This is a genomic window from Acidovorax sp. LjRoot204 (genome assembly GCF_056175785.1).
Genome location: NZ_JBGFFF010000001.1, coordinates 22393 through 40899, shown reverse-complemented (window position 1 = coordinate 40899; position 18507 = coordinate 22393). Strand labels below are relative to the sequence as shown.

At 67.9% G+C, this 18507-nt stretch carries 9 protein-coding genes; 6 read left to right on the top strand and 3 right to left on the bottom strand.

Translation table 11 applies throughout. The features are described from left to right. Positions 1 to 56: 56 nt before the first annotated feature. From AC04MI_RS00170 to AC04MI_RS00160, 3 genes are read right to left on the bottom strand one after another with little or no spacing between them, the layout of a single operon-like run. Positions 57 to 2105, bottom strand: coding sequence for a two-component system sensor histidine kinase NtrB (locus AC04MI_RS00170; protein ID WP_436076778.1), 2049 nt, complete (start codon positions 2103 to 2105; stop codon positions 57 to 59). Next, a complete protein-coding gene (locus AC04MI_RS00165) occupies positions 2102 to 2917 on the bottom strand; it encodes a carbon-nitrogen hydrolase family protein (protein WP_436076777.1) in 816 nt (271 codons plus the stop codon). Before AC04MI_RS00165 ends, AC04MI_RS00170 begins: the two co-directional genes overlap by 4 nt. Then, on the bottom strand, positions 2914 to 7071 hold the full coding sequence (locus AC04MI_RS00160) for a YhdP family protein (RefSeq protein WP_436076776.1): 4158 nt from the start codon (positions 7069 to 7071) through the stop codon (positions 2914 to 2916). The genes AC04MI_RS00165 and AC04MI_RS00160 overlap by 4 nt, the downstream gene beginning before the upstream one ends. 143 nt (positions 7072 to 7214) lie before the next feature. On the opposite strand from AC04MI_RS00160, the gene glnE reads away from it, so the two are divergent. From glnE to AC04MI_RS00130, 6 genes are all read left to right on the top strand, one after another. Further along, positions 7215 to 9980 carry a bifunctional [glutamate--ammonia ligase]-adenylyl-L-tyrosine phosphorylase/[glutamate--ammonia-ligase] adenylyltransferase gene (gene glnE, locus AC04MI_RS00155; protein ID WP_436076775.1) on the top strand — a complete coding sequence of 922 codons (2766 nt, stop codon included), beginning with the start codon at positions 7215 to 7217 and terminating at the stop codon, positions 9978 to 9980. 257 nt (positions 9981 to 10237) lie between these two features. Beyond that, positions 10238 to 10921, top strand: coding sequence for a CerR family C-terminal domain-containing protein (locus AC04MI_RS00150; protein WP_056067849.1), 684 nt, complete (start codon positions 10238 to 10240; stop codon positions 10919 to 10921). Between the two features lie 7 nt (positions 10922 to 10928). Next, positions 10929 to 12311, top strand: a complete 1383-nt coding sequence (locus AC04MI_RS00145; protein ID WP_436076773.1) for an efflux transporter outer membrane subunit — start codon at positions 10929 to 10931, stop codon at positions 12309 to 12311. 213 nt (positions 12312 to 12524) lie between these two features. After that, the gene (locus AC04MI_RS00140; protein WP_476496853.1) at positions 12525 to 13736 is read left to right on the top strand and encodes an efflux RND transporter periplasmic adaptor subunit; all 1212 of its coding nucleotides are present in this window, start codon (positions 12525 to 12527) and stop codon (positions 13734 to 13736) included. Between the two features lie 12 nt (positions 13737 to 13748). Beyond that, positions 13749 to 16895 carry an efflux RND transporter permease subunit gene (locus AC04MI_RS00135; RefSeq protein WP_476496852.1) on the top strand — a complete coding sequence of 1049 codons (3147 nt, stop codon included), beginning with the start codon at positions 13749 to 13751 and terminating at the stop codon, positions 16893 to 16895. A 108-nt stretch (positions 16896 to 17003) separates the two neighbouring features. Next, positions 17004 to 18215, top strand: coding sequence for an HD-GYP domain-containing protein (locus tag AC04MI_RS00130; RefSeq protein WP_436076770.1), 1212 nt, complete (start codon positions 17004 to 17006; stop codon positions 18213 to 18215). Positions 18216 to 18507: the final 292 nt, after the last annotated feature.

Here is an 18507-nt window from a genome sequence, read left to right as displayed (position 1 = left end):
AGTCACGCGCAGACGATGAAAGCACCAAAGCCCCACCGCTGGCCGCCGTAACTGCCTCAGGGGGTGGGTCCATTGTTCACGGGCAGCGTGAAGGTGAATACCGTACCACGGGGCTCATTCGGCGCAAATCCGAGAAAACCGCCGTGTTGTTCGATGACGGTGCGGCACATGCTCAACCCCAAGCCCATGCCCTCCGGGCGGGTGGTGAAAAACGGGGTGAACAGTTTTTCTGCGACCTCGGGGGGAATCCCGGTTCCCACATCGGTCACAGCAAATTCAATCCAGCCGTTATGCGGGTTGGAGGCAGCACGCCGCACCCGGATATCCAGCACGCGATTGCGCACGCCGGGATCATCCATCGCCTGCATGGCATTGCGCGCCAGGTTCAGCAACACCTGCTCCACCATCGTACGGTCACACAGCGCGGGCGCCAGGCCCTGCTCCACCGATGTGTTGACGCGCACGCCCAGTTTGCGGGCCTGCAGGCTCACCAGCGGCAGGATGGCATCGAGCAATTGCTGCGCATGCACTGCCTCACGGGCTTGGTCGCGGCGCCGGACGAAGTCGTGAACACTTTTGATCACTCGGCCCGCTCGCTCGGCCTGGCGGGCAATCTGGCGCATGGCCATGCGCACATCCTCCAGCGCGTCGGGCTCGGGTACAGACGCACTGGCGGGAGTGGCATGTTCCAGCAGGTTGATGGAACCATTGGCGTAGCTGGAGATGGCGGCCAGCGGCTGGTTGAGTTCATGGCTGAGCAACGAAGCCATCTCGCCCACCGTGGCCAGCCGCGCAGTGGCCTGCAGCCGCTCCTGCGAGGCGCGGGACAGCTCCTCGACCCGGCGCTGTTCACTGATGTCCAGGAACGCGCTCATCCAGCCGGTGTGCTGGCCTTGGGCATTGATGAGCGGGGCCTCGATGATCAGCACGGGAAACCGCGTGCCGTCCTTGCGCATGAACTCGGACTCAAATCCCTCGCGCGGCGGCATGGTGCCGGCAAAACGGATGGCCTGGCGCTGGCGGTATTCCTCCACACGCTCGGGGGGCCAATAGGGTGCCGACATGCTCAGGCCCAGCAGCTCCTGCGGGCTGAAGCCCACCATCTCGCAGAAGGCCGGGTTGACGTAGGTGATGCGCCCCTCCAGGTCGCGCGCGCGAAGCCCGGTCACCAGCGAGTCCTCCATCGCCTTGCGAAAGGCCAGCGCATCGGCCAGGTCACGCTCGGCGCGCAGGCGGCGGCGGTTGTCGCGCACCAGCACCACCATCACCGTCACCAGCGCAATCGACATGGCCGTGACCAGGGCCGTCAACACATTGGGGAACAGGCTGGGTGCACTGTGCCAGCTGTCCATGCGCAGCACCAATGTACTGCCTGGCAGATCCAGCAGGTGCTGCGCCGAGAACATGCGCGACCCCCGTCGCGCCGCTCCCAGCACCGCCAGCCGGGTGCCGTCGGCCTCTGTGAAGGAGGCTTCCTGGCTGCGCGTGAGGTTGTGCCCCACCAGATTGGCCAGGATGTCCTGCAGCGCATACGTCGCGACCAGATACCCCATGGTGCGTCCGCTGGCAGACAACGGAATACACAGCTCCATCATCTCCGAGCCCAGGCCGTCACCATGGGGCTGAAAGTAGCTGCTGGAATACGCAGGCCCCCCCAGGCGACGCGCGTTGGCGCAGGCGATGGTGAGGTCCGACTGGCCACTGTCGCGCAGCCGCATGTCCCAGGCCACCGGGCGGTAGGGTGACTGCACGTGGGTGCGCATGCGCAGATTCGCATCGCGCAGCTCAATGCGCACGAGCTCGCGCCGGTTACGCAGCAGGTCAGACGCCTCGACCTCCCAGGCCAGATGGCTCGGGTTGTCGCTGGGGAGTGCCTGCAGGCTTTGCAGGTTGTGCGTCAGCGCGGTGCGGATGTCCGAGACTGCATCGGCGGTGTCCCGCTCCAGGCGGGTCTGCACCTGGCTGGCTTCATAGCGCCCGGCAAGCCACACCATGGTGGCAAGCATGGACACCACGAGCAGTACCAGCGCCGTCCACAACGACCAGCGCCGCCAGGCTCCGCGCCAGCGCTGCAGCAGGGTGCGTTTGACGGGCGTTGGCTTCACAGGACGCGGTGGGTCAATGCTGGCAGCTGAGCGCGCACGACACTCAGGCGCTGCGCGTCCAGCTCGCCGGCTACCACGCCAGCGCCTTGATCGCGCTGCGCGATGATGCTGCCCCAGGGGTCCACCAGCATGCTGTGGCCCCAGGTGTGGCGGCCGTTGGCGTGCACACCGCCTTGGGCAGGGGCGAGTAAATAGGCCAGGTTTTCCACCGCGCGGGCACGCAGCAACACTTCCCAGTGCGCCTGACCCGTGGTGTGCGTGAAGGCGCTGGGCACCAGCAGCAGGTCCGCACCTGCGCGGGCATGCGCGCGGTACAACTCCGGAAAGCGCAGGTCGTAACACACGGACAACCCCACCCGCCAGCGCTGACCGCTGCGCGCTTGCAGATCAAACTGCACCGGGGTGTCACCGGCGTCGATGACACGGCCTTCGTCGTACTGTTCAGCGCCGTTGCTGAAGCGAAAGAGATGGATCTTGTCGTAGCGCGCCACACAGGCACCCGTCGGGTCGAAGACCAGCGTCGTGTTGCGCACACGGTCCGGCGTACCCGTGGCCATCGGCAGCGTGCCGCCCACGATCCACATCTCAAGCGCGCGCGCGATATCGGCCAGAAACTGCTGGATCACGCCGGAACCAGCGGTCTCGCGCAAGGCGAGCTTGTCAGTGTCCTTGTGCCCCATCAGGCAAAAATACTCCGGCAGCACCGCCAGCTCAGCGCCGCCCTGCGCAGCCTGTTCCAGCAGCTGGCGCGCAACGCGCAGGTTATCGTCCAGCGCGATGCCAGACACCATCTGGATGGCGGCGACTTTCATGAAGGTTCTCCAGTCTTGGGGGGTGGGTTGGCCCGGGGCGTCGCCTCGGTGGCAGGGCTCGATTCGCGCCCGCGGCGGGCTACGCGCACCACCCGCGGGTCGGCCCAGGTGCCATCGATGCGGAATTCCTGCGTGGCAGCCTCGATGAGCGGACCGCGCAAAAACACCTGTGCCAAAAAGCTGCCCAGGCCAATCACCGGGTTGATGGCCGTGGCCACAAGCGACGCCGTCATGGCGTTGATTTCCGGCACCACCACCACACGCAGATCCTGCGTCTCCTGGTCGATGTTGGCGCTGCCTTCCATCAGTACGGCCGCATTGACGCCCTTCATCTGCAGGTTGTTGGTGGTGGCCACACCGCGCTCAATGCGTACATCACCGCGCACAAAATCAAACGCAAAACCCTCACTGAACACATCGCGAAAATCCAGTGTCAGGCGGCGCGGCAATGATTGCAGGCTGAGCACGCCCAGCAGCTTGGCCAGGCCAGGATCAGCCTTCAGAAACTGGCCGGATTCGACATTCAGGTTGATCTGCCCGGTCATGCTGCGGTAATCGGGGCTGAAGGGAGCCCCAATCCAGCCCACCTGCCCTTCCATGCGGCCCTTGCCGCGCCGCACCACGTTGGCCATGCCCAGGCGGGCCAGCAGATCGCCCGAGTCGCGGATATCGAGCTTGAAGCTGAGCACGGTGCGCCGCTCGGCCGAACGGGGGCCTGCAGAGGCTGCATTGAGCACCGCCCAGTTGCCGTTGGCAGTGAAAGCGGCCTCGGGCGCCGTGATATTGAACTTGGACAGGCGCCATTCGCGCTGCACCCCCTCGCCGCCCCGGTTCTGGGCCTCCATCTCCACCCGTCCTAGCCGCTTGCCCCGCAGCTCGAAATCTTCCACGACGATGTCCAGCGCAGGCAGGTTGCCCGGTTGCTCGTTGAGCAGTTCTTCGACCTGGGTCACGTCGCTTTGCGGCATGTTCACACGCGACAGTCGGGCAAACAAACGGCCGTTGCTGAAGTCGGGCGATCCGGGCTGGCGGTACTCCAGGTAGCCATTGAGTTCGGTGGCATCGAGGTTGGCACGCCAGGTGGAGCCGTCGCGCAGCGCACCTGCCACCACGTTGTGCAGCGTGCGGCCTTGCAACGTGAGCTCGCGCGCGCGCAGCGCCAGGGTGGTGGGCAGATAGTCCTGTGCCACGGCCTGCCCGGCAGGCGTGGTCGCCACTGCGGCACCCCGGGGGGCGGGCTCGGCGGCAGTGGCCCGGGTGAGCACCTCGTCCCAGGCGTCCACATCCAGCTTGCCCTGGTTGATGTTGGCAGCCACGCCTTGCGCAGGCATCGGGGCGGACTCGCCGTTGCTCAGACCCACACCGATGGCGCCGCGCAGCACGCGCGGCTGGGGGCCGCTCAGGTCGCGCAGGTAGGTGGCGGAGCCAAGTGATCCCAGGTCCAGCACGATCTGGTCCCGCAACGGGGGGGCACTGCTCCCGTTGCCGTTGCTGCTCGCCAAGCCCACCAGTGATTCGCGCGCCACCTGGTTGTCAAAGCGCAGGGGCAGGCTGCTGTCCGCCGTCTTGCCCAGCGGGGGCGGCAAGGCCAAGGCCAGGCCCTGCAGGCTGGTGTTGACCTGCAGCTCGGGCACCCCGCGGCGAAACGACAGGGCCAGCGTGTACGGTGCGCTGCCGGTGGCACGCCGCGCCAGTTGTGACAACATGCCCAGCTGCGGGGTTTGCTGCAGGCCTTCGGCCGTGGCGGTGCCCTGCGCGCGGATCTGCACCGCCGACTCGGTGGCCGGGGCATTGGCCGCCAGCGCACGCATGCCGCCTTCCAGCCGCACGGGGCCGCCCAGCGCCTGGGCCTGCACATTGGACAGCGAAAACCCGGTCTCGCTGAACTGCACGGCGCCCCGCACGCGGGTGAGCGCCGGGGTGTCGGGGGTGATGCGCAGCTCATTACCAGCCAACGTGACGCTGCCCTGCACCTTGGATTTGTTGATATCGCTGATGGGCAGGCTCAGTCGCAACTGAAAGTCGGCATTGCCCGTGCCGCTGGCCTGCTCCAGCGCATTGCCCGTCATACGGCCCAGCGGTGACGTGGTCATGAGCGTGAGCAGCTCGGCCAGCGGGCCGCGTGCATCGGCGCTCACGCCCACCACGGTGTGCGCCAGGTCTGGAATGCGGGCATCGACCTTGGACAGCCGCAGGCCCTTGCTGCCAGCAAAACCGCCGCTGGCGCCGCGCACCTGCATGGACGAACGCTCAAAAATCAGCTCACCGCCGAGGTCAGTCAACGCAGGCCAGGGCAGGGTGCCCGCAGGCTGCAGCGCAGTAGGAACGTAGGCATAGGTCACGTCCTTGACGCGCGCCGCAATGCGGAACTCGCCCTGCTTGGGATCGTTGAAGGGCAGGTCATGCAGATCGCCCTTGACGCGGAACTGCACATTGCTGGCGCTGCCGGCGACCACCGCGTCGCGCACATAGTGACGCGAATCGGCAGGAATGGACAGGGGCAGGTAGCGGTGCACCCGGGTGCCGTCGGCGCGGTGCAGCGTGCCGGTGAGGTCCAGCACCCCCGGAAAGCGCGACCGGTGGGGCGCCTTGGATGCGTCGCTGGTGTGCCAGGTGGCACGGGCATCGCCCTGCGCATCGGCGTTGGCGAACTGCACATCATTGGCCTGCACGGCAATACGGCTGCCATCCAGCTGCCAGCGCACGTCGGCACTGAGCCGGTCCAGCGGCAGGACGGGTTCCTCGAACACCCCTGGCAGCACCAGCGCACCTGACGCCATGGTCAGTGCCGCCTTGCCCCCTGCCTGGTTCATGTCGATGTCCACATTGGCGCCACGCAGACCCAGGTGGGCGGGGGCCGAGCCATCCGTGGCACCCGCCAGTGCCAGCCCCTGGATACGCCCCTTGACCTGGTACTGCTGCAACGCATCCAGAGGTCCCTTCCAGGTGGCCTGGATCTCTTCCACCAGCCCTTGGGGCGTGTAAGAGCGCAAGGCGTCGTGGGCGACCGTCCCCAGCGGCAGGCGGCTGGCCACCTGCGCCAGGGCCGCCAGGTCCAGCCGGTCAGCCCGCAACTCGCCTTGCGCCGGGGCCTTGCCGTTGGCATCGGTGTGCACCAGCCGCAAGTTGCCGCCGGGCCAGGTCAGACCGTCATCGGTCTGGAACTGCAGCGCCTGCGTCGAGAACTCAAAGCCGCCGGTGAACCTCCGCCCCCCCAGCCGGCCCTGGATGGAAGGAAGAACCAGCGGGCGCAGATCGGCGGCCAGCGTGGTGTTCACATCGGCCAGCGCCAGGTCGGCCGTGCCCCCCACCACCTGGCCGCTGCGCACATCGGCCCAGGCCCGCAGCGCGCCCCGGCCCTGCGCCACCTCGATGCCCACATCGGCGTGATGCCGCAGATGCGACACATCGACCCGCGTGAAGTGCGCAAACACCTGACCGTTCCAGTGCTTCCAGTTGCCATCGCGGGCGCGCAGCAGCGGCGCGCGAAACAAGCCGACCAGGCTGAAACGGTCCCCCCATTCCGGCGGCGGCGTGGCATCCACCCGGAGGTTGTGGCGCCAGTTGCCGTTGCGCAAAACCAGATCCACCTTTTCCAGCGCCAGCTCGGGAGCGCCGCGCTGCTCATCGGTCCAGCGCACCGTGCCGTCCTTGATGTAGACCTCGCCCTGCGAGAACAACCAGTCGGCCGCCGCGCTGCTGTCGCCCTGGTTCTGGGCAAACTCCAGCCCCGCCACATAGATGCGTCCGTCACTCGCCCGGCGCACATCCAGGTCGGGGCCTTCGATGTAAAGCTGCTCGAACCCCCACTGCAGCAACGAACGGGGTGACAGCGCCACCACCACCCGGGGCAGGCGCAACGCAGTGCGGCCCGAGGCATCCAGCAGCGCGACATCAGACAGCTCGATGGACGGGATCAGCCCCTCGGTGCGGGCCACGATGGCGCCGATCTGCACGGGAACCCCCAATACCCGTGCGGCCTGCGCCTGCAACTGTGGGCGGAAATCACCGATTCGCGGCACAATCCAGCCATGAAGAGCCCCCCATGCGATGGTCAGCAACAGCCAGAAGGCGAGCAACAAGCCCAGCGACCACCGTGCAAAACCTGCGACTATTTTCAGCAGGCGTGAGGGGTGCGAGGTGGGATCGATCATGGTGAGATGGAAAGTGGCAGGAATTATGACCCGCAGCCCTGGCGTGGGTTCACTCGTGTCCCGAGTGCCCAGTGAGCTTTTGTATGCCGTCGGGCCCGCAGACCAGCACCCCGCTTCCCGTCCAACATCCGGCTGTGGCTGCCATGCATCCTTCTCTGTCTGACCCCCGCTGCCATCAGCCCCTGCCCGAGGGACCTCTGGCCGAGCATTCCCGCTTCTACCAGCGCCTGCACCGCCGCTACGCCAACGACCTGCCGCTGCTGCCACCCGGTGTTCCGGTGCTTGCGACCATGGAGCAGGCCTACGACGCTCTGTGCGCGCGTGGCTGCGACACCGGCACCGCGCTGCGGGTGCTGCGCCAGCTGGTCATGGAACGGCTGATCCAGCTGGACTGCGAAGCGCAGACACCGCTGGCCGACATCACCCGGGCCGTGACCGAACTGGCCGAGCTGGCCCTGGACCGCGCCTGCCAGCAGGCGCGCCGCGAGCTGGACGAACGCCATGGTGCCCCGCGCGGCCCACAGGGCCAGCCCGTGCAGCTGTGGATCATCGGCATGGGCAAACTGGGCGCCCGCGAGCTCAATGTCTCGAGCGACATCGACCTCATCTATGTGTATGAGCACGATGGCGAAACCGCCGGCATGCCCGATGGCCGGGGCCGCATCTCCAACCACGAATACTTTGCGCGCGCCGTCAAGGCCATCTACAGCCTGGTGGGCGACACCACCGAGCATGGCTTTGTCTTCCGGGTGGACCTGGCCCTGCGGCCCAACGGCAACTCGGGCCCCGCATCGGTGTCCCTGGCCGCGCTGGAGGAATACCTGCAGGTGCAGGGCCGCGAATGGGAGCGTTTTGCCTGGCTCAAAAGCCGCGTGGTGGCCCCCCGCGAGTGCATCGGCCGCCCCGAGGTGCAGGCCGTGCGCGGCGTGGTGCTGCCGTTTGTGTTTCGCCGTTACCTGGACTACAGCGTGTTCGATGCGTTGCGCTCGCTGCACAGCCAGATCCGGGACCATGCGTCCAAACGCAGCGCCGGGCACCCCGAGCGYGCCAACGACGTCAAGCTCTCGCGCGGYGGCATCCGCGAGATCGAATTCACCGTGCAGCTGCTGCAGGTGGTGCGCGGCGGGCAGTTCCCCGAGCTGCGCCGCCGCCCCACGCTGGATGCGCTGCAGCGCCTGGCCCATGCGGGCCTGATGCCGCAGGAAACCGCCGACGCGCTGGCCCGAGCCTATGTGTTCCTGCGACGGGTGGAGCACCGCATCCAGTACCTGGACGACCAGCAGACCCACGTGCTGCCCACACGCGACGATGACCTGGCCTGGATCGCCAGCACCCTGGGCTACAAGGACTGCTGCGCCTTCCTGCACGAGCTGGACGCACACCGCGAGCTGGTGGCCCAGGAGTTCGACACCCTGCTGGGTGGCAACGGCAAAAAACAATGCAGTGGCGGTGGCTGTGGTGGCCCCCGGGCGGCGGCACCGCCGCCTCCAGAGCTGGAAGGCCTGCTGGAGCAACTGCCACCGGGCTTTCGCGAGCGTGTGGCTGAATGGCGCAACCACCCGCGCGTGGCCGGGCTGCGTGACGAGGCGCGGGCCCGCCTGTTCCGCCTGGTGCAGCGCACGGCCCAGTGGCTCAAGGAAGGACGCGTCACCGAAGAGGCCACCGTGCGCCTGGCCAACTGGCTGGAACCGCTGCTGCGGCGCGAAAGCTATCTGGCGCTGCTGCTGGAACGGCCCTCGGTGCACGAGCAGCTGCTGCACCTGCTGGGCGCAGCCAAGTGGCCCGCGCGTTATCTGCTGCAGCACCCCGGCGTGATCGACGAGCTGGTGGGCGATGCGCTGCTGTCCGAGCGTTTTGTGGTGGCCGACTTTGAACGCGAGCTGGGCATGCGCCTGGCGTCGCTGCGGTCCACCGGCGAGGACGACGACGAAACCCTGCTCAACCTGCTGCGCCGCGCGCAGCATGCAGAGACCTTCCGCACCCTGGCCCGCGACGTGGAGCGCCGCATCACCGTCGAGCAGGTGGCCGACGACCTGAGCGCGCTGGCCGACAGCGTCCTGCGCATCACCAGCCAGTGGTGCTGGAGCCGCCTCAAGAACCGCCACCGCGACGAGCCCCAGTTCGCCATCATTGGCTACGGCAAGCTGGGCGGCAAGGAGCTGGGCTACGGCAGCGACCTGGACATCGTCTTTGTATTTGATGACGACGACGAACGCGCCCCCGAGGTGTATGCGGCCTTTGTGCGCAAGCTCATCAACTGGCTCACCGTCAAGACCGGCGAGGGTGACCTGTACGAGATCGACACGGCCCTGCGGCCCAATGGCAACTCGGGCCTGCTGGTGACGAGCTTCGAGGCCTACGCCAATTACCAGCAGCAACGCGGCAGCAACACCGCCTGGACCTGGGAGCACCAGGCCATGACACGCGCGCGGTTCGTGATGGGCAGCGAGGCCTTGCGCGAGCGCTTTGACGCTGTGCGCGAGGCCGTCATCACGTCTGCCCGCGACCCGCTGGCGTTGAGGGGCGAGATCGTGACCATGCGCGAGCGGGTGCGCTCAGCCCACCCCACGCCCGCCGGTCGCTTCGACGTGAAGCACAGCCCGGGCGGCATGGTGGACGCCGAATTTGCCGTGCAGTACCTGGTGCTCTCGCAGTCTGCCGCCCACCCCGAATTGCGTGGCAACCTGGGCAACATTGCACTGCTGCAGCGGGCCGAGCAAGTGGGCCTGCTGCCCCCAGGCGTGGGCCACGCAGCCGCCGACGCCTACCGCGAACTGCGCCGGGTACAACACGTGGCGCGGCTGGACGAGGCGCCCACCCAGGTCACGCCACCCGCACTGCAGGCCGAGCGCGATGCCGTGCTGGCGCTGTGGTCGGCGGTCTTCGGCTCCGCAGCCCCATCGGCCTGATCGGCCGGGCGCACTGCGCAAGGGATGGCCGACTTCTGGAGGGGTCGCCTTCCCCCTCCCCGCCATATATTGGGACGGTGCAAAACCTCCATCCCATCTGCCCGTCCCTCGCTGCATTCAACAGGTCATCCCTGACAGAAACACGGCCGAAACACCCACGATATTTTTTGAAACAAAAATTTAATCAATCGTTTGATTAAATAATGCTGTAATCCGGCTCCATGCCAGATTCAGCCCCCAAGCCAACCCGGCCTTCCGTGCCCCCCCCACCGCCCACGGAAGGCGCACAGGCCCGCGCGCGGCTGCTACACGCCGCCTTGCGCCTCTTTGCCGAAAACGGCTTTGCCAAGGCGTCCATCCGCGACATTGCCCAGGCGGCGGGTGTCAACCCGGCCTCCATCAGCTACTACTTTGGCGACAAGAACGGGCTGTACCGCGCAGCGTTCACCGAGCCCATGGGCAGCCCCATCGCCGTGGATGCCTGGCCGGACACCTTGCCTGCGTTCATCGAGCTGCTGATCCAGAGCTTCATGCAACCCCTGCACGAAGGTGATCTGGTCGAGCTGTGCATGCGCCTGCACTTTCGCGAAATGCTGGACCCCACCGGGCTGTGGCAGCAGGAGCTGGAGTGCGAGATCAAGCCTGCCCACGCCGCGCTCGTCGGCCTGCTGTGCAAGGAGTTCGGCCTGAAAACTGCCGATGACGATGTGCACCGCCTGGCCATGGCCATCACCGCCCTGGCGCTGCAGTACTACGTGGGCCGCGACGTGGTGCAGGCCGTGCGCCCCGGCCTCACCGCCACGCCGCGGGGGCTGGCCGCCACCACATCGCGGCTGGTGGACTTTGCCCAGTTCATGGTGGACGGGGAACGCCAGCGCCGCGCTGCGGCCCGCGCGGCCGCCCCCGCCAAAAAAACCTCCTCTCCCCGTACCCCAGAGTGACTTGCACATGCGATTGATCTCACACAAACCCTTGTGGCTGGCGCTGGTCCTGCCACTGGTGGCCTGCTCCACCACCGCACCACCTGCGCAGGTATCGGCACCCGCACCTGCGGCCTGGCACGCACCCTTGCCACACCAGGGCTCCCTCACGGACATGGCCCACTGGTGGACCCAGCTGCAAGACCCGCTGCTGGTCGAGCTGATCGACGCCGCCCAGGCCGTGAGCCCGGGCATCGCACAGGCCCAGTCGCGCATTGCGCAGGCCCGCGCCACGCAGGTGGGCAGCCGGGCAGCCTTACTGCCCTCGCTCGACGCACAGGCCAGTGCCAGCCGGGGCTTCAATGACCAGCTGGCGCGTGTGGCCACCACCTCGCAGGCGGGGCTGCAGGCCAGCTGGGAGCTGGACCTGTTTGGCGCCAACCGCGCCGCCAAAACCGCTGCCGATGAGCGGCTGGCCGGCGCGCAGGCCCTGTGGCACGAGGCGCGCGTGAGCGTGGCAGCCGAGGTGGCACAGCAGACCAGCAGCATCCGCACCTGCCTGGCCCAGCAACAGGTGGCCGAGCGCGATGCGCAGTCCCGTAGCGAAACGTCCCGCCTGTCGCAGCTGAGTGAACGTGCGGGCTTTACTGCGCCCGCCACGGCCGCACTGGCACGCGCCAGCGCCGCCGAGGCCCAGGCCCGTGCCTCGCAGCAACGCATGCAATGCGATGTGGAGGTCAAGGCCCTGGTGGCGCTCACCGGCTGGGAAGAACCCACGCTGCGCACCCGGTTGGCCCAGCCGGTGGCTGCGGCCCCGGACGCGTTATTCACCGTGGACGCACTGCCCGCCCAGGTGCTGACCCAGCGCCCTGACGTGTACAACGCCGAGCGCGAAGTGGCTGCCGCCAGTGCGGACGTCGCCAGCGCCCAGGCCCAGCGCTACCCACGTCTGACCCTCAGCGGCAGTGTGGGTGCAGCCCAGGTGCGCATGGGGGGCGTGACCACCGACCTGAACACCTGGACCATCGGCCCGCTGGCGCTCAGCGTGCCGATCTTTGACGGCGGCCGCCGCGCCGCGCAGACCGATGCGGCGCAGGCCCGCTACGACGAGGCCGCGTCGCAGTACCGCGCCAAGGTGCGCCAGGCCGTGAGCGAGGTCGAGCAAGCCCTGGTGCGCCTGCAAAGCACGGCCGAGCGCAGTGCCAGTGCACGCACGGCGGCCGAGGGCTACCGCGCATCGTTCGACGCGACCGAGGCGCGCTGGCGTGGTGGCCTGGCCAGTCTGGTGGAGCTGGAAGATGCCCGGCGCACAGCACTGGCCGCCGAGAACGCGCTGGTCGCGCTGCAGCACGAACGCCAGACCGCCTGGATTGCGCTGTACCGCGCCGCCGGTGGTGGATGGAAAGAGTGAAGCACCCCCTGAGTCGCTTCGCGCCTTCCCCCTCTCTGGACTCGCTGCGCGAGTCGGGAGGGGGACGCCTCCGGTGCACGCAAGCGAAGCGCCGCATACGCGGCTTGGCGGCCCTTGCACGGGGGCACTGGCCTAGGCAGCGCCAGTTTTATCCCGGGCGGGTGGCGCGTCGCGCCTTGGAAAGCTGATATGAATTCTTCAGGACGAAAACAAATGCAAAATTTCTCTTCCTTCAAGTTCTCTCCCACCGCCTTCGCCGTGATCGCCGCCTGCGTGCTGGCCACGGGCGGTGCACTGGTTTTCTCGGGCGCATCGCGTGCCGCCGATGAACCCAAGGCGAGCCAGCCCCGGCCTGCGCTCACCGTCAGCACGGCGCAGCCACAGCGCATGCAGGTGCCGCTGCGCCTGGCGGCCAACGGCAACATCGCCGCCTGGCAAGAGGCGAGCATTGGGGCCGAGAGCAACGGCCTGCGCCTGACCGAGGTGCGTGTGAACGTGGGCGATGTGGTCAAGGCCGGGCAGGTACTGGCCACCTTCTCGGCCGACACGGTGCTGGCCGATGTGGCCCAGAGCCGCGCCAGCCTGCTCGAAGCCCAGGCCAACGCGGCCGAGGCCGCCGCCAATGCCGACCGAGCCCGCTCGTTGCAAGCCACGGGCGCACTCAGCCAGCAGCAGATCCAGCAGTTCACCACGGCTGAGCAAACCGCCCAGGCCCGCGTGGAGGCGTCCAAGGCCGCGCTGAACGCGCAGCAGCTGCGCCTCAAATACACGCAGGTGGTGGCGCCTGACAGCGGCGTGATCTCGGCCCGCACGGCCACCGTGGGCGCGGTGGTGGGTGCCGGCACGGAGCTGTTCCGCATGGTGCGCAAGGGCCGCCTGGAGTGGCGCGCCGAGGTCACGTCCACCGAGCTGCGGCGCATCCAGCCCSGGGCCAAGGTCAGCGTTACGGCTGCCAGCGGCGCCGCGGCCGAGGGCACCGTGCGCATGGTCGCACCCACGGTGGACCCGCAAACGCGCAATGCGCTGGTCTACGTGGACCTGCCCGCCAACACCGACTTCCGCGCCGGGATGTTTGCGCGGGGCGAGTTCGCACTGGGCAGCAGCGACGCACTCACCGTGCCACAAGAGGCGCTGGTGGTGCGCGACGGGTTCTCGTACGTGTTTGTGGTGGGCGGCGACCAGCGCGTGCAGATGCGCAAGGTCCAGACCGGCCGCCGCGTGGCCGACCGGGTCGAGGTGCTGTCGGGCCTGGACGCTGGAGCCTCCGTCGCCGTGCGCGGTGCGGGCTTTTTGAACGATGGCGACCTGGTGCGCGTGGCGGCCCCGGCGGCGGCGCCAGCGGCTGGCAAGCAGTCCTCCAGCCAGCATTTCATGCAAAAAGTGCCTGTAGCGCTAGTGAATCATGCGCAAGCAGCTATCAATTAAGGAGCATTCCACATGAATGTGTCCACCTGGTCCATCAAGAACCCCATACCGGCGCTGATGCTGTTTGTGCTGCTGACCTTCGGCGGCCTGCTGTCCTTCAACGCCATGAAGGTGCAGAACTTTCCCGACATCGACCTGCCCACGATCTCCGTGACCGTGGCGCTGCCGGGCGCCTCGCCCGCGCAGCTGGAGAACGACGTGGCGCGCAAGATCGAGAACAGCATCGCCACACTGCAGGGCCTCAAGCACATCTACACCAAGGTGCAGGACGGCGGCGCCACCATCACCGCCGAGTTCCGGCTGGAGAAGCCCACACAGGAGGCGCTGGACGACGTGCGCTCCGCCGTGGCCCGTGTGCGCGGCGACCTGCCGGGTGACGTGCGCGACCCCATCGTGACCAAGATGGACCTGGCCGCGCAGCCCGTGCTGGCCTTCACCATCGCGTCGGCCCGCATGGACGACGAGGCGCTATCCTGGTTTGTGGACGACGCCGTGGCCAAGAAGCTGCTCACCGTGCGCGGCGTGGGCGCCGTCAACCGCGTGGGTGGTGTGCAGCGCGAGGTGCATGTGGCACTCGACCCGGTCAAGCTGCAGTCCCTGGGCGCSWCGGCGGCCGATRTGTCACGCCAGCTGCGGCTGGTGCAGACGGAGAGTGCCGGCGGCCGCACCGACCTGGGCGGCAGCGAGCAACCGGTGCGCACGCTGGCAACCGTGCAGTCGGCGCAGGAGCTGGCGGGCCTCACGCTGGCACTGTCGGACGGCCGCCACGTGCGGCTGGACCAGGTGGCCACGGTGACGGACACCATCGCCGAGCCCCGCGCGCTGGCCCTGCTCAACGGCAAGCCGGTGGTGGGCTTCGAGGTCGCACGCAGCAAGGGCGCGAGCGAAGTGGAAGTGGGCGCTGCCGTGCAGGCGGCCCTGCAGGAGATGCGCGCGCAGCACCCGGACCTGGAAATCACCGAGGCCTTCAACTTCGTGCAGCCCGTGCAGGAGGAATACGACGGCTCCATGCACCTGCTGTACGAAGGTGCACTGCTGGCCGTGCTGGTGGTGTGGCTSTTCYTGCGCGACTGGCGCGCCACCTTCGTGTCGGCCGTGGCGCTGCCSMTGTCGGTGATMCCGGCGTTCATCGGCATGYACYKGCTGGGCTTCTCGATCAACGTGATCWCGCTGCTSGCGCTSTCGCTGGTGGTSGGSATCTTGGTGGACGACGCCATCGTGGAAGTCGAGAACATCGTGCGCCACCTGCGCATGGGCAAGACGCCCTACCAGGCGGCCAYGGAGGCGGCCGACGAGATCGGGCTGGCCGTGATCGCCACCACCTTCACGCTGATCGCGGTGTTCCTGCCCACGGCGTTCATGAGCGGCRTKGCSGGCAAGTTCTTCAAGCAGTTYGGCTGGACRGCSTCGCTSGCGGTGTTTGCCAGCCTGGTGGTGGCGCGSSTGCTCACRCCCATGATGGCGGCCTACATCCTCAAGCCCATCGTGGGCGACCACAAGGACCCGCGCTGGATGACGGTGTACCTGCGCTGGGCCGCGTGGTGCATCAAGCACCGGTGGATGACCTTCGTTGCCACGGCGGCCTTTTTCATCGGCTCGCTGGCGCTGATCCCGCTGCTGCCTACGGGCTTCATCCCGCCGGACGACAACTCGCAGACCCAGGTGTACCTGGAGCTGCCGCCCGGCGCCACGCTGGCGCAGACGCGTGCCGTGGCCGAGGACGCGCGGCAGCGCATCGCCAAGGTGGAGCATGTGCAAAGTGTGTACACCACCATCGGCGGCGGATCGGCCGGCACTGATCCTTTCATGGGAGGCGCCAGCACCGAAACGCGCAAGGCCACGCTGACCATCTTGCTGTCCGAGCGCGGCGACCGTCCGCGCAAGCAGGKCATCGAGAACCAGATCCGCGCCGCGCTSGARACGCTGCCCGGYGTGCGCAGCAAGGTGGGTCTGGGCGGCTCGGGCGAGAAGTACGTGCTGGTGCTCACGGGCGACGACCCGCAGGCGCTGACCACGGCCGCATTGGCGGTCGAGAAAGACCTGCGCACCATCCCCGGCCTGGGCAGCATCTCGTCCACCGCCAGCCTGRTSCGCYCCGARATYGCCGTGCGCCCCGACTTYGCSCGCGCCGCCGACCTGGGCGTGACCAGCAGCGCGATTGCCGAAACGCTGCGCATTGCCACCGTGGGCGACTACGACGTGTCGCTGCCCAAGCTCAATCTGGCCGCACGCCAGGTGCCCATCGTCGTCAAGCTGCAGGACGACGCGCGCAAGGACCTGTCGCTGCTGGAACGCCTGCCGGTGCCCGGCGCCAAGGGCCCGGTGATGCTGGGCCAGGTGGCCACGCTGGAGTTCAGCGGCGGCCCGGCCGTGGTGGACCGCTACGACCGCGCGCGCAACGTGAACTTCGAGATCGAACTCTCGGGCCAGCCGCTGGGCGACGTGACCAAGGCGGTCGAAGCGCTGCCCTCCATCCAGAACCTGCCAGCTGGCGTGCGCCAGATCACCATTGGCGATGCCGAGATGATGGGCGAGCTGTTTGCCAGCTTTGGCCTGGCCATGCTCACCGGCGTGCTGTGCATCTACATCGTGCTGGTGCTGCTGTTCAAGGACTTCCTGCACCCGGTGACCATCCTGGCGGCGCTGCCGCTGTCGCTGGGTGGCGCGTTTGTGGGGCTGCTGATTGCGCAGAAGAGCTTCTCGATGCCCTCGCTCATCGGGCTGATCATGCTCATGGGCATTGCCACCAAGAACTCCATCCTGCTGGTGGAGTACGCGATTCTGGCGCGGCGCGAGCATGGCATGACGCGCTTTGAGGCGCTGATCGACGCCTGCCACAAGCGCGCACGGCCCATCATCATGACCACGCTGGCCATGGGTGCGGGCATGCTGCCGATCGCCATCGGCCTGGGTGCTGCGGACGCGAGCTTTCGCTCGCCCATGGCGGTGGCGGTGATTGGTGGACTCATCACCTCGACGCTGCTGAGCCTCCTGGTGATTCCGGCGGTGTTTACTGGGGTGGACGACCTGGGGCAAGGGTTCGGCCGGCTGGCCCGCCGCCTGCGCGGGGGGGGGGGGCGCCATGCCCCGGGCGCACCGGCGGCCCCCACAGCCACAGCCGCCGCCACGGCGCAACCAGCAACTCCCTCTGCCCCCTGAGGCCAAGTCTTGGCGCGCCCCCCCCGGCGTGGGCCCAAAAAGCAGGGCAATCACGGGGGTCGCGCGGGCTTTGGCGGGAGGTAGCCGTCGGATAATGCAACGCGCACCATGAACCTCGTCAGCCTCAACATCGAATCCATCCAGCTGGGCCATCCCCTGCCTTTTGTGCTGCGGGGGGCCGACGGCGTGTTGCTGGCGCAAAAGGGCTATGTGATCCGCACCCGCGACGAACTGGCCAAGCTGGTCGAACGCGGGCGCGAGCTGTGCGTGGACACCGACGAATCCGGCGGCAGCCACCGCGCCTACCTGGCGCAGTTGCAGCGCATGCTGATCGCCGACACCAACCTGGGCGAGATCGCCGCCATGAAGATGACGGCAGGCGAGCAGGCCGCCGCAGCGGCCGCTGCGCGTGCGGGCAAAACCCTGCCCGACTGGCCCGAGCTGCAGTTGCGCGCCACGCAGCTGCTGCGCACCCCGTCGCCCAGCGACTTTGGCGGTCGGTTTCAGGCGCTGCACGACGAGCTGGTGCGCCATTGCGAACAGACGCCCGACGCCACGCTGCTGGCACTGATCTATCTCTCGGCCCAGGAAACGCGCATGTACAGCGCCACGCATTCCATGCTGGTCAGCTGCGTGTGCATGGTGGTGGCCCGCGAGATGCTGCGCTGGCCCAGCGGCCGGGTGCAGCAATTGGGGCACGCAGCGCTGAGCATGAACATCGCCATGACCGAGCTGCAGGACCAGTTGGTGCTGCAGACCCAGCCCCTCACCGCGACCCAGATTGCCGCCGTGGAAGACCACGCGGCGCGGTCCGAGGCGCTGCTGCGCCATCTGGGCGTGGCCGACCCGGTGTGGCTGGAGGCCGTGCGCTGCCACCACCACCGCACGCCCGGGCCCCTGGCCAAAAAGACCGAAGCCCAGCAAATGGCCCGCCTGCTGCAGCGCGCCGACATTTTTGGTGCCCGCCTGGCCCCCCGCGCCGCGCGGCTGCCCATGCCTGTCACTGCCGCCATGCAGGCCAGCTACTACGACGAAGAGCACCAGGTGGACGAGGCCGGCGCCGCCCTCGTCAAGACCCTGGGCGTCTATCCCCCCGGTGCCTTTGTGCGCCTGGCCAGCCGTGAAGTGGGCGTGGTCATCCGCCGGGGCACCACCGCCACCACCCCTCGCGTGGCCGTGGTGACCAACCGCGACGGCATGGCCACGGGCGAGCCCATTCCCCGCGATACGGGCATGCCGCCCTGGAAGGTCACCGGTGTGGTGGCTTTCAAGGACGTGCGGGTCAACCTGTCGTTGGACCGCCTGCTGCAGATGGTCTGACGCCTGGGAGGGCGCTGCGAGCCCCCCGGTTCTGCGTGCCGCCGCTGTCTGCGGCGGGCCACAGCTCCCCCTCATACCTGCATGAGGCGTTGCCCATGCGTGGCTCCTGCCGCCCGTCACTGGGGCTGAAGCTGTATCCACTCCTTTCCCTACCGCGCCATGGGCCAGCGCCGGTGGTACTGCGCGGCCGCTTTTTGGCCCCCGCGTCCCGCTTCCTTCCGAAATCTGAATCCAAACGCGTGCGCGCCACGTAAACCATTCAGTACAAATAAAAACTCATGTGGACAAAAAA